This is a genomic window from Microbulbifer sp. SAOS-129_SWC, assembly GCF_039696035.1.
Lineage (GTDB): Bacteria > Pseudomonadota > Gammaproteobacteria > Pseudomonadales > Cellvibrionaceae > Microbulbifer.
On the sequence record NZ_CP155567.1, the window covers coordinates 1685012 to 1698699 of the forward strand.

The 13688-nt window shown below is 63.9% G+C and carries 15 protein-coding genes and 1 tRNA gene; 13 read left to right on the plus strand and 3 right to left on the minus strand.

The window, feature by feature from the left end; all coding sequences use genetic code 11:
* Positions 1 to 2049: a poly-beta-1,6 N-acetyl-D-glucosamine export porin PgaA gene (gene pgaA / locus ABDK11_RS07135; protein WP_346839605.1), complete on the minus strand. Its 2049-nt coding sequence runs from the start codon at positions 2047 to 2049 to the stop codon at positions 1 to 3.
* Positions 2050 to 2225: 176 nt separating this feature from the next.
* On the opposite strand from pgaA, the gene ABDK11_RS07140 reads away from it, so the two are divergent.
* Together ABDK11_RS07140 and ABDK11_RS07145 are read left to right on the plus strand one after the other, a co-directional pair.
* Positions 2226 to 3251: an isoaspartyl peptidase/L-asparaginase gene (locus ABDK11_RS07140; protein ID WP_346839606.1), complete on the plus strand. Its 1026-nt coding sequence runs from the start codon at positions 2226 to 2228 to the stop codon at positions 3249 to 3251.
* 78 nt (positions 3252 to 3329) lie between these two features.
* Positions 3330 to 3458: a hypothetical protein gene (locus ABDK11_RS07145; RefSeq protein WP_346839607.1), complete on the plus strand. Its 129-nt coding sequence runs from the start codon at positions 3330 to 3332 to the stop codon at positions 3456 to 3458.
* A 126-nt stretch (positions 3459 to 3584) separates the two neighbouring features.
* On the opposite strand, the gene ABDK11_RS07150 is transcribed toward ABDK11_RS07145, so the two are convergent.
* Positions 3585 to 3660, minus strand: a tRNA-Arg gene (locus ABDK11_RS07150).
* Positions 3661 to 4083: 423 nt separating this feature from the next.
* Here ABDK11_RS07150 and ABDK11_RS07155 point away from each other — a divergent pair.
* The 3 genes from ABDK11_RS07155 to ABDK11_RS07165 all read left to right on the plus strand — a co-directional run bounded on the left by ABDK11_RS07155 (position 4084) and on the right by ABDK11_RS07165 (position 6649).
* On the plus strand, positions 4084 to 4266 hold the full coding sequence (locus ABDK11_RS07155; protein ID WP_346839608.1) for a hypothetical protein: 183 nt from the start codon (positions 4084 to 4086) through the stop codon (positions 4264 to 4266).
* Positions 4267 to 4588: 322 nt separating this feature from the next.
* Positions 4589 to 4933 carry an STAS domain-containing protein gene (locus ABDK11_RS07160; RefSeq protein ID WP_346839609.1) on the plus strand — a complete coding sequence of 115 codons (345 nt, stop codon included), beginning with the start codon at positions 4589 to 4591 and terminating at the stop codon, positions 4931 to 4933.
* Positions 4934 to 6649 carry a fused response regulator/phosphatase gene (locus ABDK11_RS07165; protein ID WP_346839610.1) on the plus strand — a complete coding sequence of 572 codons (1716 nt, stop codon included), beginning with the start codon at positions 4934 to 4936 and terminating at the stop codon, positions 6647 to 6649.
* Positions 6650 to 6656: 7 nt separating this feature from the next.
* Here ABDK11_RS07165 and ABDK11_RS07170 read toward each other — a convergent pair whose 3' ends face one another.
* Positions 6657 to 7352: a 2OG-Fe(II) oxygenase gene (locus ABDK11_RS07170; RefSeq protein WP_346839611.1), complete on the minus strand. Its 696-nt coding sequence runs from the start codon at positions 7350 to 7352 to the stop codon at positions 6657 to 6659.
* A 267-nt stretch (positions 7353 to 7619) separates the two neighbouring features.
* Between ABDK11_RS07170 and ccmA the strand changes: the two genes are divergently transcribed.
* The 8 genes from ccmA (at position 7620) to ABDK11_RS07210 (ending at position 13657) form a co-directional block, all read left to right on the plus strand.
* Positions 7620 to 8291: a cytochrome c biogenesis heme-transporting ATPase CcmA gene (gene ccmA, locus ABDK11_RS07175; RefSeq protein WP_346839612.1), complete on the plus strand. Its 672-nt coding sequence runs from the start codon at positions 7620 to 7622 to the stop codon at positions 8289 to 8291.
* Positions 8278 to 8985, plus strand: coding sequence for a heme exporter protein CcmB (ccmB, locus tag ABDK11_RS07180; RefSeq protein ID WP_346839613.1), 708 nt, complete (start codon positions 8278 to 8280; stop codon positions 8983 to 8985). Before ccmA ends, ccmB begins: the two co-directional genes overlap by 14 nt.
* A 13-nt stretch (positions 8986 to 8998) precedes the next feature.
* A complete protein-coding gene (locus tag ABDK11_RS07185; protein ID WP_346839614.1) occupies positions 8999 to 9757 on the plus strand; it encodes a heme ABC transporter permease in 759 nt (252 codons plus the stop codon).
* A gap of 13 nt (positions 9758 to 9770) precedes the next feature.
* Entirely contained in the window at positions 9771 to 9998 is a 228-nt protein-coding gene (gene ccmD, locus ABDK11_RS07190; protein ID WP_346839615.1) for a heme exporter protein CcmD, read from the plus strand.
* A gap of 62 nt (positions 9999 to 10060) precedes the next feature.
* Positions 10061 to 10510 (plus strand): cytochrome c maturation protein CcmE, encoded by a 450-nt coding sequence (ccmE, locus tag ABDK11_RS07195; protein ID WP_346839616.1) that lies wholly within the window; start codon positions 10061 to 10063, stop codon positions 10508 to 10510.
* A complete protein-coding gene (locus tag ABDK11_RS07200; protein WP_346839617.1) occupies positions 10507 to 12492 on the plus strand; it encodes a heme lyase CcmF/NrfE family subunit in 1986 nt (661 codons plus the stop codon). The genes ccmE and ABDK11_RS07200 overlap by 4 nt, the downstream gene beginning before the upstream one ends.
* A 15-nt stretch (positions 12493 to 12507) precedes the next feature.
* Positions 12508 to 13092: a DsbE family thiol:disulfide interchange protein gene (locus tag ABDK11_RS07205; RefSeq protein ID WP_346839618.1), complete on the plus strand. Its 585-nt coding sequence runs from the start codon at positions 12508 to 12510 to the stop codon at positions 13090 to 13092.
* Positions 13055 to 13657 (plus strand): YigZ family protein, encoded by a 603-nt coding sequence (locus tag ABDK11_RS07210; RefSeq protein WP_346839619.1) that lies wholly within the window; start codon positions 13055 to 13057, stop codon positions 13655 to 13657. Before ABDK11_RS07205 ends, ABDK11_RS07210 begins: the two co-directional genes overlap by 38 nt.
* Positions 13658 to 13688 lie beyond the last annotated feature (31 nt).

Below are 13688 nucleotides of genomic sequence, written 5' to 3' on the forward strand. Positions count from 1 at the left end.
TCAAAACCTCTGGTCGAAGCCCAGAAACACGCTCCAGGAGTACTCGTAGTTGCCATCGTAGAGGCGGCGTGCAGCCTCGATGCCGTAGTTCACTTCGCTGCGCGGATCCACTCGCCAGATTTGCGAATAGGTCGCCGAGCCGATGGTGCCGCTACCGTGGTCGCGCTGCCAGTAGCGGCCGGCGTTCAGTTGCAGCCGTTGCGACAGGCTGCATTCATAGCGGCGCCAGATGCGGTGCTGTATATCCACCCCGACGGTCAGTGAGGCATCGCGGCGCGGATTGAAGTAGGGCGCATCCAGCAGGCTGTTGCGGGAGGCGTAGAGTTCCGGGCGCAGGAAAATATCCAGTTTGGGTGAGTCGTACACCTTGGTCCCGAATTCCAGCAGCAGCTGCCGGCGGCGGTTGCCGTCGGTAAAATTTATCGCCGTCACTGCCGCGGACAGGGCGCGGGACTCGTGCCAGGCGTAGAGGGTGGAAAAGGCGGCAGAGTCCGCGCGCACGCCGGCTTCCAGTGCGCGCAGCGGGGTGTCCAGCGTGTAGCGCTGGGCGTTCCACTCGAAACTCCAGTGGTCGTCCGGCTGCCAGTTCAGGTTCACGCCGCCGCCCCCCTGGTCGAGCTCGCCGCTGTTGGACCAGGCTGCGGCTTCCAGCGTGACGTCGGGCCAGCGCCCCTCGACACCACCGCCGGCGCGATTGCGGGTGAGGGTTTTATTGGTGGGCCTGGAGGTGTTGTGGGCCGCCTCGCCAAATATTCTCCAGCGTTCGCCGAGCGGCGGGGAATAGAGACGCGCAACGGCATTCTGCTCGTCACCATCGGCGTCGGGTCCGCCGCCGTGGGCCAATTTAGGTTGTACCTGCAGGCGCAGTTCCGCCTGGTGATAGGTGTCGATATCCCGCTGCAGTCGCCACAGGTGCGTGTTGCCGGGCACCAGGGTGGCCAGGGTTTGCACTTCCGCTTCCGCCGCGCGCCAATAGCGTCGTCGCATCAGCGAGTCGGCGGTGTCGAGGCGGATTCCCACATCGTCCGGCGCCAGGCTGCGGGCGATCAGCAGCTCTTCGTGGCCGAGGCGCGGCCAGTCGCGCGCGGCGGCAGCTTCCCCTTTTTCCGCGCGCAGCCAGGCGGCCGCGGGCGCGGCGTCGGCGATGGGCGCTATGCGCCGCCACGCCTCTGCCGGCATATCTCCGTAACGGCGCGCCTGAGCCGCCAGCACCTGGTTGTCCAGCCACTCGCTGTTCTGCATTTCCCGGCCGTCGACACCGCCCCGGCGCCAGGCGCTGGCTTCGGCGGCCAGGGTATCAGCGGTGGCGAAGGCGGCCTCGAAATCCTCCAGTTCAATTTCGGCATAAAATTTTCCCACGCGGGCATTGCGGTCGTGCGGATCCGCCGCCAGCACTTCGTCGTAGGCCGCCAGTGCGCGGGCGGGATGGCGCAGGGCGAGCATGGCGTCGGCCTGCGCCTCGCGCACATAGGGCGGCAGGGTATCGCCGGCGGCCTGCAGTATTTCCGCCTGCGCCAGGGCGTCCTGCCAGCGCTCGCGGTCGCGCAGCGCCAGGGTCAGGTCGCGACGCAGGCGCGTAATCAGGCCGCGATCCCGGGGGGTGGCATTTTCGGCTTCGTCGAGGAGTGATTGGAGGTCGGCGATGGCGGTATCGGTAGCATCGAATCGATGGCGTGGGTCGCTGGTTTCGACGTGCTCGCCCCAGCGTACTTTCAGCGCCGCCTGGCGGCTGCGGATACCGATGTCGATATCGCCTTCCAGCGCAGCGGCGGCGCCGTAGGGCGCATTCAGTTCCATGATCACATCAGCGATGGCGCGGCGTATATGCACATTGTCCGGCGCCAGGGCGCGGGCGCGGACCAGGTAGCGCAATGCGGTGTAGTGATCGCCGTCGCGAAACGCGGCGCGGCCCCGTTCGAGTAGCGCACCGGCGCTGTCGGCGGATGGCGAAGTGGAAGCGTCTGCCGGCGCAGGCGTGGCCGTTGCAGCACTTTCCGCCAGAGCTGCGACGGGCAGCGAAAAAATCGCCGCCATCAGCAGAAATTGCATCCATTCAACTCCCGGGCTGTGCGTCAGACGTGCAATTATTTATATTAGCAGGCGACAGTTAAAAGCCTTTTGTGACAGCGCCGGGCCAGTTCGGCGAAGAACTACACGGCGCCGGCTCGCCGCTGCCGCGGAGCCGATAGCAAGAGCGCACTGCAAACGAATAATAAGGATCGACCATGAGAATAACCGCCCTGTGTTTACTGATGTCCGCCGCATTTGTCTGCGTCCCGCTGCAGGCGGCGGAACGCCCTGTCGCCATTGCCATTCACGGGGGTGCCGGCACGATTGAAAAGAGCGCGATGACGCCGGCACAGGAGCGGGCGCATCGCGAAAAATTGCGCGAGGCGCTGGATCGCGGCTACGCCGTGCTCGAAAAAGGGGGCAGCAGCCTGGATGCGGTGGTGGCGGCGATCACCACGCTGGAGCAGTCGCCGCTGTTCAATGCGGCCAAAGGTGCCGTCTACACCTTTGACGGCCACCACGAGCTGGACGCGTCGATCATGGATGGCAAGACCCGCCAGGCCGGCGCCGTGGCCGGTGTACAGCACATCGAGAGCCCGATCAGCCTGGCGCGCCTGGTTATGGAGAAGTCGCCGTTTGTGATGCTGGCCGGTGACGGCGCCGAAGAGTTTGCCCGCTCCCAGGGTGTGCCGCTGGTGGACAACAAGCTGTTCGATACCAAGCGGCGCTACGAGCAGTTGCAGAAAGCCAAAGACAAGCTCAAACAAGAGCGCAAGGACAAGGACTACCAGGCCGCGGTGCAGGCACTGCCGACGCCGTACAAGGTGGGCACGGTCGGCGCCGTGGCGCTGGACAAGTACGGCAATATCGCCGCCGGTACGTCCACCGGTGGCATGACCGCCAAGCGCTACGGCCGCATCGGCGATTCGCCGGTAATCGGTGCCGGCACCTTCGCCGACAATGATTCCTGCGCGGTGTCGGCCACCGGCCACGGCGAGTACTTTATCCGCTACAACGTGGCCGCAGATATCTGCGCGCGGGTCCGCTACCGTGGTGAATCGGTGGCCCAGGCTGCCGACGAGGTCATCAACGGTGTGCTGACGCCGGTGGGCGGCACCGGCGGTGTGATCGTGCTGGACCGCAAGGGCAACATCGCCCTCACGTTCAACACTTCAGGCATGTACCGCGCCAGCCGCAGTAGCAGCTCGCCGGCGCAGGTGGCAATTTTCAAGGACAACTGAGTTGCCCGGCAGGTGTGGCGATGGCGCCCCGGGCCGTGCTAATTTCTTCCGGTAACCCTCTTTTGCGGAGTGTCGACGATGAGATCCACAGCCAAAAAGAAGCGGCCCAGCCGCCAGGCGCTGGAGCGTACCGCGCGGAATTTCTGGGGTGCGGTCGCGCTGGTGGCGCTGTTCAGCATCCTGTTGATGTACTTCGGAATGTTCTGATCCCGGGGGGGGGCTCCTTTCCGTTGATTGCCGGCGGGGCCCCGATGCTGGAAACCCTATGTGTACGGAAATGCGGCGGCTGACTCGGCCAGCTTGAGGGTGTGGCGCGAGTAGAAGAAGCGGTATTGGCGCCCCCGGCAGGACTCGAACCTGCAGTCCGGACTTAGGAGGTCCGTGGTTTATCCTGTTAACCGACGGGGGCGCTGAGAGCCGGACCGGCGGGCAGGAGGGCCCGGGTCGGCGAAGGCGGCTATTCTAACGGCTGCTTACCCCGCTGTCATGTTGTGAATTTGCCGGCTCTGCAGCGGCTTCCCGCCAGCCCGGTGTCACCGGGGGTAACAGTTGCTGCCATTAGTTACCAACTTTCCCGTAGTTTACCTGTCATCTCGCTGCCGAAATCCTGTCGTCAATTGGTCACGAACTGTCGCTATTTTGGCTCCGCTTGCCCCGGTTTCAGAGCAAGTTTTTTCCCGCCGCGCGCCACTCCGGCGGCGGGGTCGATAAAGGTGTATTCGAGAGCAAAATTTTGCTTGACCGGGGTTGGCCGAGCTAGCTAATCTCAGGCTGCAAAACAAAAACAACAAGGGTGTTTCTGCTCTCGCAGATCGAGATTGTGGAGTTTCGTATGAGCGGCAACGTTAGCGGAATTAGCATCGATTTTGATAACGATGAAATCCCTCAAATAGCAAACGAGGTACTCAGGCAAGCCACGTCGCAGCCGCCCAGTGATCCCCGCCGGATGGTCGAGGATAAACTGGAGGAAATGCGACTGCGTCGTGAGTTGATGGATTACGATTTCGACTTTTAACCGGAGAGGCGCCAGCGATGGCGCCTCTCCGCGTTTCGGCGCCAGGTATTGCAGTGCCGATGGCCGACAGCCGGGATAAGTGCTTTATCCGTTGAGGTATTGTTCTTGCTGTTCGTCTTTTAAAGGCGCGGCGGTAAATCGTAAATCCGCAAAATCCGTCGGTGGCTCGATCATAATAATAACGGGCTTGTGGGGCGGGTGGCTGATTGGTGCTAGCTGATTGGTACCAGAGTGTGCTTATGTTGCTTGTTACGCAGCATAGGCTGCACATGTGTTGCCCGTGGCAGGCAGGTTTTCCGGTTAGTGAGAAAGGGAATTTTTCATGGTGGTGTCGGAGCAGACCGAAGCGAGGATCGATGCTGATCTATCTGAGGATGGGGATACCCTGACCATCCACGTGTCCGGATATTTTGACTTTAATTTGCACCGGGATTTTCAGCACGCCTACCAGAATTATTTCCCCCCTCCCAAGCAGTATCGCATCGACCTCTCTGAAACCCTGCATATCGACAGTGCCGCGCTGGGGATGTTGCTGCTGTTGCGCGATCACTGCCTCGGCGATGGCGACGATCCGGGTCAGTGCACGGTAGAGCTGTGCAATGCCAATGCGCATGTCGAAACCATCCTGCAGGTTTCCAACTTCAATAAACTGTTCACCATTCGCTAGATGACCGGCAGCTTTCGGGTTCTGGTCGTCGAGAGCGACGCGGACGCTGCCGCTGAGCTGCGCTCCCTGTTGCACGGCTGTGCGGAGGGGCAGGAGATGCTGCCGGTGGCCGCGAGCCTGGTGCCGGATGCCGAAACCGCACTGGGAAATTACGCCGAGTTGCGCCCGCAACTGGTGATATTCGGGCCGTGCACCGCCGGTACTGCGGTATCTGAGGATCTGCAGCGGCTGCGTGCCCGCGCCGGTGTGGAACCGGTGCCAATCCTGTTCGTAAAATCCGCACAAGAAACCCTCGACGTCACCTGCCTGCACACTGGCTGTGACGACATCCTGTTGCAGCCGTACAACACGGCTCTGGTGCGGTTAAAGCTGGCCGGGCTGCAGCGCTTTAGCGAATTCAGCGGCTCCCTGCTGGCACAGCGCAATCGTATCCGTCGCCACCGCGCAGACCTGCTGCAGGAGCAGGCCAGTGCGCGGCAGATCTTCAGCAACATGGGTCACGAGAGCTGCCTCGATCAGAACGATGCCATCCGCTACCACCTGTCGCCGCGCGCGGTACTGAACGGCGACGTGCTGGCCGCGGCCTATGCGCCGGGCGGCAAGCTGATGCTGCTGTTGGGGGATTTTACCGGCCACGGGTTGCCGGCGGCGGTGGGTGCGGTGCCGCTGACCTCAATTTTCTATTCGATGGTGCCGAAGGGGTTTTCCCTGAGCCACATCCTGCGTGAGCTCAACGCCAAGCTGCACCGAATACTGCCCACCAATATGTTCTGCTGTGCGCTGATGCTGGAGCTGGATCCGCACAAACAGCAGGCGCGGATGTTCAATGCGGGTATGCCGAGCGCCTGTCTGCGCCATGCCAATGGCAAGCTGCGCCTGCTGGAATCCCGCCACTTGCCGTTGGGGGTGCTGGCCGCGGCCTCGGTGGAGGAGGCGATAGTGCATTTCCCGGTAGAGGCGGGCGATCACCTCTACCTGTGGAGCGACGGCATTCACGAGGCGCGCAGCGCCGATGGCGAGCTGTTTGGCGAGCGACGACTGCTGGACGTGGTGGAAGCCCCGCCGGGGCAGTGCTTCGAGAGCATCCTGGCCGCAGTGAAGCGCTTCAGCGGCGATCAGGAAGACGACCTGTCGCTGGTGGAGATCGCTCTCGACCGGGCCCGCAGTCCGTCGCCGCAGCCGGTATCGAACGGCAGGGGCGCCGCTCTCGGCGAATGGTCGATCAACTTTACCCTGGGGCCAAACGAGCTGCGCCACGCCGATCCGCTGCCGCTGCTGCACAGTGTGCTGGCGCAGGTGCCCGGTGCCGACCGCTTCCAGGATCCGCTCACCATCGTGCTCGGCGAGCTGTTTCGCAACGCGCTGGAGCACGGTTTGCTGCGACTGGATAGCGGGCTGAAAAAGACCGATCGGGGATTCGCCGATTATTACCAGCAGTTGCAGAGCGGCCGCCGCGCGTTGACCGAAGGCTGGATTCGCATAGACCTGCGCTGCCGTACCCGCGGTGGCCGCGGTGCGCTGGAGGTGGTGGTGGAGGATAGTGGCAGCGGCCTGCCAGAGGATACCGGCGCCGCCAACGCCTATTCCGGGCGCGGTCTGCCGCTGCTGCGTGCAATCTGCCGGGAAGTGCGTTACCAGCCGGGCAGCAGCTGTGTGCGGGCGGTGCTGGACTGGGGGGCTGAAACGGGTCGCCGGCAACCGGTGCCGGCGACCTGAAGGGTTACTATGCCGCCGGTTTGCTGCCGCCGAACTTTTCCCCCAGCCAGATCTGCAGCTGTTTCAGCTTGTGGGCCAGGCGGCCGCGCTTGGATTTGCGCAGTTTGTCCTCGGCGCTGACCAGCCAGGCGATCTGGATCACGCGGCGTTCGCCCTCGAACGGCAGGTGGCCGTGGAAGGAGTTTTCCGCACGCTTGAAGGCCACCAGAGTGCCGTAAACCGGCTGGATCTCCGGCACCACGGTGTCCTCGAAATCGTCGATTTTGTTCAGAAAGCGCAGGCAGCCTTCGCTGGTCTGCGCCCAGTCGCCGTTCAGGTAGAGCAGCGCGGTGGCGATCTTGGACTTGCCGTCTGTATGGATGCGGCCGTGGCGCTTCTTCAGGGTGCGGGAGATAGAAACGTAGGTCGGGTACTGGGAAATTCTGTCGATGCCCAGGTTGTTGCCGATGGCGTCGGCAAATTCCGGCTCTACCAGGCGCTCAATCAGCGCATTGACGGCGTCGCCACACTCTTCGCGCTCGTAGGGCAGGTAGCCCGCGCCCTTCAATTGCGGGAAATCGTCGAGCAGCGACGGCATGATATCGCGCGGCAGCATGTCTTTCGCCACCATAAAATTGAAGGGTTCCGATCTGACCAGGGTGTCCTGGTCCTCCAGCCTGGAGGGCTGCAGCCAGCTGCGGGTGTCGACGGCGGTGGTGGTCACAGTTGTACTTCCTCTTGATGCGTAAAACGCCCTAAAGTGATTTGGCCGTGCTCAATGGCAAGTTTGCGGGCGGGGCCGGCGTGGGGCCAAAGGCGCAAACATACCAGACACGCCCGGCGTGGCCAATCTGCCGCCGGCGCCAATTGAGCACACTGTCACGCTCGGCTACCCGGCGGCGCCCGCCGCGGGTGGTTGAATGCCATGCAAATAGCGCCACAGCCGGTATAATGCCGGTCACATTTTCATCAGTGCAACCCAAGACGGCCCATGAGCGTGACCTCCCAGTCCAAAGTCCAGTTACACGTGCGCAATCTGTCCTGCGCGCGCGAGGGCCGGCGCCTGTTCGCGGGCCTGGACTTTACCCTCACGGGCGGTGGCGCGTTGCAGCTGCTGGGCGCCAATGGCGCCGGCAAGACCACGCTGCTGCGTACCCTGGTGGGGAGCAGCGGCGATTACGATGGTGAGATCAGTTGGAAAGGCGAGGCGCTGCCCGCGGCACTGCCCGCACTGCGGGAATCCCTGCTGTATATCGGCCACCGCGCCGGCGTGCGCGGTGGTCTGACGCCGCTGGAAAACCTGGCGTGGTATGGCGCCGGCGAGGCGCAGGCGCTCAAGGCGCTGGAGCAGGTGGACCTTTACGGGTTTGAGGACACCCTGTGCCAGCACCTCTCCGCCGGACAGAGCCGGCGCGTGGCGCTGGCGCGGCTGTATTTGCCCGCTGCGCCGCCACTGTGGATTCTCGACGAGCCGCTCGCGGCCCTCGATGTCGCCGGTGTTTCCAGTTTGCAGGGGCAGATGGCCTGCCACCTGAGCCGCGGCGGCTGCATCCTGTTTACCTCCCACCAGCCGGTGGCGCTGGCGCAGCTGCAGCGCATCGACCTGGCGGACTTTGCCGCCGCGGGCGATGACGAATTCGGAGGCGCGCATGGCTTCGCCTGAGCATCTGAACGCGCCCGCCCGCACGGTGCCCGGTCTCGCGGCACTGTTGCGCACAGAGCTGCTGCTGGCACTGCGGCGGCGTGCCGATATCGCCAATCCGCTGCTGTTTTTTGTCACGGTGCTGGCGCTGCTGCCGCTGGGGGTGGGACCGGAGCCGGCGCTGCTGGCGCGCATGGCGCCGGGCATGATCTGGGTGGTGGCGTTGCTGGCGACATTGATGTCCCAAGAGAGCCTGTTCCGCAGCGATTTCGAAGACGGTTCGCTGGAGCAGCTGGCGCTGACGCCGCAGCCGCTGTACTTCGCGGTACTCGCCAAGGTGGCGGTGCACTGGCTGGTCACCGGCCTGCCGCTGGCGCTGCTGTCGCCACTTTTGGCGCTGATGCTGAATCTGCCGGCAAGCGGTTACCTGTGTCTGCTGCTGTCACTGCTGATCGGTACCGCCTGCCTGAGCCTGATCGGGGCGGTGGGCGCGGCGTTGACCGTGTCACTGCGCCGCGCCGGATTGCTGCTGTCGCTGATCGTTATGCCCCTCTACGTGCCCGTGTTAATCTTCGGTACCGGAGCGGTGCAAGCGGCACTCGATGGCTACGCCTACAGCGTGCCGCTGGCGGTACTCGCCGCACTGTTGGCTGCCGCCGCCGCATTGGCGCCCCTGGCAGCGGCAGGTGCGATTCGCATCAGCCTGGATTCTTGACGGAGGATATTCCTTGGCCTGGCAATGGTTTCACCGCTTGGGTTCGCCGCGCTGGTTCTACCAGAAGACCAGCGCCTGGCTGCCGTGGCTGGCGTTCGCCAGCCTGCTGCTGTTGCTGGTGGGCAGTGTCTGGGGGCTGGGTTTTGCGCCGCAGGACGCCAAGCAGGGTAACAGCTACCGCATCATCTATATCCACGTGCCGGCCGCGTTCCTGGCCCTGGCCGGCTACTACATCATGGCGTTCAGCGGCGCCATTGGCCTGATCTGGAAGATGAAACTCTCCTTCGTGGTCATGCGCGCGGCGGCGCCGATCGGCGCGGTACTGACGTTTATCGCGCTGTTTACCGGTGCCCTGTGGGGCAAGCCGACCTGGGGCACCTACTGGGTCTGGGATGCGCGCATTACCTCGATGCTGATTCTGTTGTTCCTCTATATCGGCGTGATTGCGCTGTCCCGTGCCTTCGCCCGCGAGCAGGTGGCGGACAAGGCCTGCGCACTGCTGGCGCTGGTGGGCACGGTAAATATTCCGATCATCTACAAGTCGGTGGACTGGTGGTTTACTCTGCACCAGCCCGCCACCATCAAGCTGACCAAGGCCAGCACCATCGACTCGAGCATGCTGCAGCCGTTGCTGGTGATGATTGTCGGCTTCTACTGTTTTTACGCCTGGACCCTGCTCGTCCACACCCGCAACCTGCTGCTGCAGCGGGAAGGGCGCACCCAGTGGGCCCAGCAGGCGTTGCGCGGCGAGCCACTCGGCGACGCCGGATAGACGGAGAACAGTGATGCAATTTCAGTTTGCCAGTTTCAGCGACTTCCTCGCCATGGGCGGCCACGGCATCTATGTATGGATCGCCTACGGGGTGTCCTTTGTCGCGCTCGCGGTGCTGGCACTGCAGCCGCTGCTGCGCCGCCGCCAGCTGCGCCGCGAACTGGCGCAACGGGAACGGATTTACCAGCGCCGCGCACAGGTGCAACAGCGCCGTGCCGAGGTCGCAGAGCCCGCCCAGTGATACGGGTGGGGGAAGCCCCACCGGCAATGACACGATGAGATAACCGGAGCTAAGGGAAAACAATGCATCCAGCCCGCAAACAGCGCCTGATACTGGTAGTGGTTCTGGTGGCGCTGTCCAGCGTCGCGGTGGGTTTCGTGACCTACGCCATGCGTAACAACATGAACTACTTTTACGCGCCCAGCGCTTTTGCTGCGGGTGAGGTGCCCCACGACCGCCGCATCCGCGCCGGCGGCTGCGTGGTGCCCGGCAGTGTGGTGCGGGAGCACGACGGTCTGGATGTGCGCTTCGCCATCACCGACGGCGAGGCCAATGTAAGTGTCATGTTCGACAAGATTCTGCCGGATCTGTTTGCCGAGGGCTCGGCGGCAGTGGTGACCGGCCGGCTGATGCAGGACGGCACCCTGCGTGCCGACCAGGTACTGGCCAAGCACGATGAAAACTATACGCCCCCGGAAGTGGCGGACTCGATGAAAATCCCGGCCAGCTGCGCGGGCGGAGCGAAATCATGACCCCGGAATTCGGACACTTCGCACTGATCATCGGTCTGCTGCTGTCGCTCGCACTGGCGGCGGTGCCGATGGCCGGCAGCTACACCGCGCGGCCGCTGTGGATGGCCGCCGGGCGGCCGCTGGCACTGGGGGTGCTGGTATTCACCGCGATCGCCTTTGCCTGCCTGACCATCGCTTTCGTGCAGAGCGATTTCACCGTCAATTATGTGGCCGAGAACTCCAACAGTATCCTGCCGCTGCACTACAAAATCACTGCTGTATGGGGCGGCCACGAGGGTTCTATCCTGTTGTGGCTGCTGATGCTATCCGGCTGGACCGCAGCGGTGGCGGCCTTCAGCCGCCAGCTGCCGGCGGAGCTGGTGGCGCGGGTGCTGTCGGTACTGGGTATGGTGCTGGTGGGTTTCTTCCTGTTTATCCTGATCACCTCCAACCCGTTCGAGCGCAGCCTGCCGTTCCCGCCCATGGAGGGCTCTGACCTGAACCCGCTGCTGCAGGATCCGGGCATGATCATGCACCCGCCGATTCTGTATATGGGCTACGTGGGTTTTTCGGTGGCCTTCGCCTTCGCCATCGCGGCATTGCTCGGCGGCCAGATGGATGCCGCCTGGGCGCGCTGGGCGCGGCCCTGGACCGCCGTGGCCTGGTCCTTCCTGAGCCTGGGCATTGCCCTGGGCAGCTGGTGGGCCTACTACGAGCTGGGCTGGGGCGGCTGGTGGTTCTGGGATCCGGTGGAGAACGCCTCGTTTATGCCGTGGCTGGTGGGCACGGCACTGCTGCACTCGCTGGCGGTTACCGAGAAGCGCGGCCTGTTCAAGAGCTGGACCATCCTGCTGGCGATTTTTGCCTTCAGCCTGAGCCTGCTGGGGACCTTCCTGGTGCGCTCCGGTGTGCTGACCTCGGTGCACGCCTTCGCCACCGACCCGCTGCGTGGTGGTTTTATCCTGATCTTCCTCGCCGTGGTCATTGGCCTGTCGCTGCTGTTGTTCGCGCTGCGCGCGCCGGCGGTCAGTGCCGGCGGTGCGTTTTCCTTCCGCGCGCGGGAGACCTTCCTGCTGGGCAACAATGTCCTGCTGGTGTTGATGATGGCGGTGGTACTGACCGGTACCCTGTACCCGCTGCTGGCCGACGCGCTGCACTGGGGCAAGATCAGTGTCGGCCCGCCGTTCTTCAACATGTTCTTCGTGCCGCTGATGGCGGCACTGTGCCTGTTGCTCGGCTTCGGCATCCATGCCAACTGGAAAGACAACCGCTGGGACAAGCTGTTCAGCGCCTGGCGCCTGCCGCTGGCGATTGCGCTGGTGGCCGGCCTGGCGATGCCGTTTGCGATCGGCGGTTTCCACTGGGGCGCCGTGCTGGGCATCTTTATCGGTGTCTGGGTGGTGGCCTCGAGCCTCGCTGATATCCTCGCCCGCACCCGTAACGCGCCGTCGCTGGCGGCGGGCCTGAAGCGCCAGCGCGCCAGTTACTACGGCATGCACCTGGCGCATGTCGGCCTGGCCGTAAGCCTGCTGGGCGTGGCCCTGACCACCGTGTACAGCCAGGAGAAAGACGTGCGTCTGGGGGCGGGCGACAGCTACAGCATCGCCGGTTACGATTTCCGGTTCGACGGTGTGCGCCCGGCTCAGGGGCCCAATTACCGCGCCTTCGAAGGCGTGCTGCAGGTCAGCCGCGACGGCGCGCCGGTGGCGGAACTGCACCCGCAGAAGCGCAGCTATTTCTCCGGTGGCGGCGCCATGACCGAGTCGGCCATCGACGGCGGCCTGTTCCGGGATCTCTATGTGGCACTCGGCGAGCCGATGGACAAATCCAACCCGAATGGCGACTGGGCCGTGCGCCTGCAGTACAAGGCGTTCGTGGTGTGGATCTGGCTGGGCGCGTTGCTGATGGCCATCGGCGGCGGGATCGCGGTGGCCGACAAGCGCTACCGCAAGGTGAAGGCGGCGCGCACCGAGGGCGCCGTGGCCGCCCCGGCCAGTGCCTGACGGTAAGGGGGAACCATGGCCCGATTGAAACTGTTTCTGCCGCTGATCATCTTTGTCGCGCTGGCGCTGTTGTTCTGGCGCGGGCTGTCGCTGGATCCGCGCGATATGCCGTCGGCGTTGCTGAACAAGCCGGTACCGGAATTCACCCTGCCCAATGTGGCGGATACCGAGGAGTTCCTGAAAAAAGGCGATCTGCCGGCGGAGCCGCTGTTGCTGAATGTCTGGGCCACCTGGTGCATTTCCTGCCGGGTTGAGCACCCCTACCTGAACAAACTGGCGCAGCAGGGGGTGCCGATTGTCGGCATCGACCTGAAAGACGACAACGCCGATGCGCGCGAGTGGCTACAGAAATTCCACAACCCCTATGTCTTTACCGTCGCGGACAGCGAAGGCCGGCTGGCCCTGGATCTGGGCGTCTACGGTGCGCCGGAGACTTTCCTGGTGGACAGTGGTGGCACCATCCGCTGCAAGCACGTAGGTGTGGTCGATGAGCGCATCTGGCGCACCAAGCTCAAGCCGCTGTACCAGCGCCTGAAAAAACAACCCTGGGATGAGTTCGCCGGTGAGTTACCAGATTCCCTGCTCGCCGGTTGTCGCTGAGACCGAGGAAAAGAAGAGTCGCTTTATCTGTTGGCTGGGGCCGATCGAGGATAAGGCGGCTTTTCAGTGTGCACTGCAATCCATGCGCGCACAGTACCCGGATGCCTCCCACCACTGCACCGCGCTGATTATCGGCAATCCCGCCAACCCCGACACCATGCAGGCCGACGACGACGGCGAGCCCGGCGGCAGTGCCGGACGGCCGATGCTGGAGTTGTTACTGAAACAGGAAATCGGCAATGTCGGCGCCATCGTGACGCGCTACTTCGGTGGTACCAAACTCGGTGTGGGCGGGCTGATGCGGGCCTACCGCGGCGCCGTCGGCGCGGCACTGCAGGCCGCGGAGCTGAAAACCTTTGTGCCGCAGTTGCAGGTGCGTGTGGCCGGCAGTTTTGCCCAGGAGTCCCGCCTGCGCTTCCTCACCAACCAGCAGCAGGGCCGCTGCGAGGAAGCAGAGTATAGCGACAGGGTCAGCATGCGTCTGCAGCTGCCGCAAGACTGCTGGCCGGCACTGAAACAACAGTTGCTGGCAGAGGGCTTTTCCATCCTGGATAGTGATCTTTAACGCTGCGGTGCGGCATATGACCGCGTCAGCT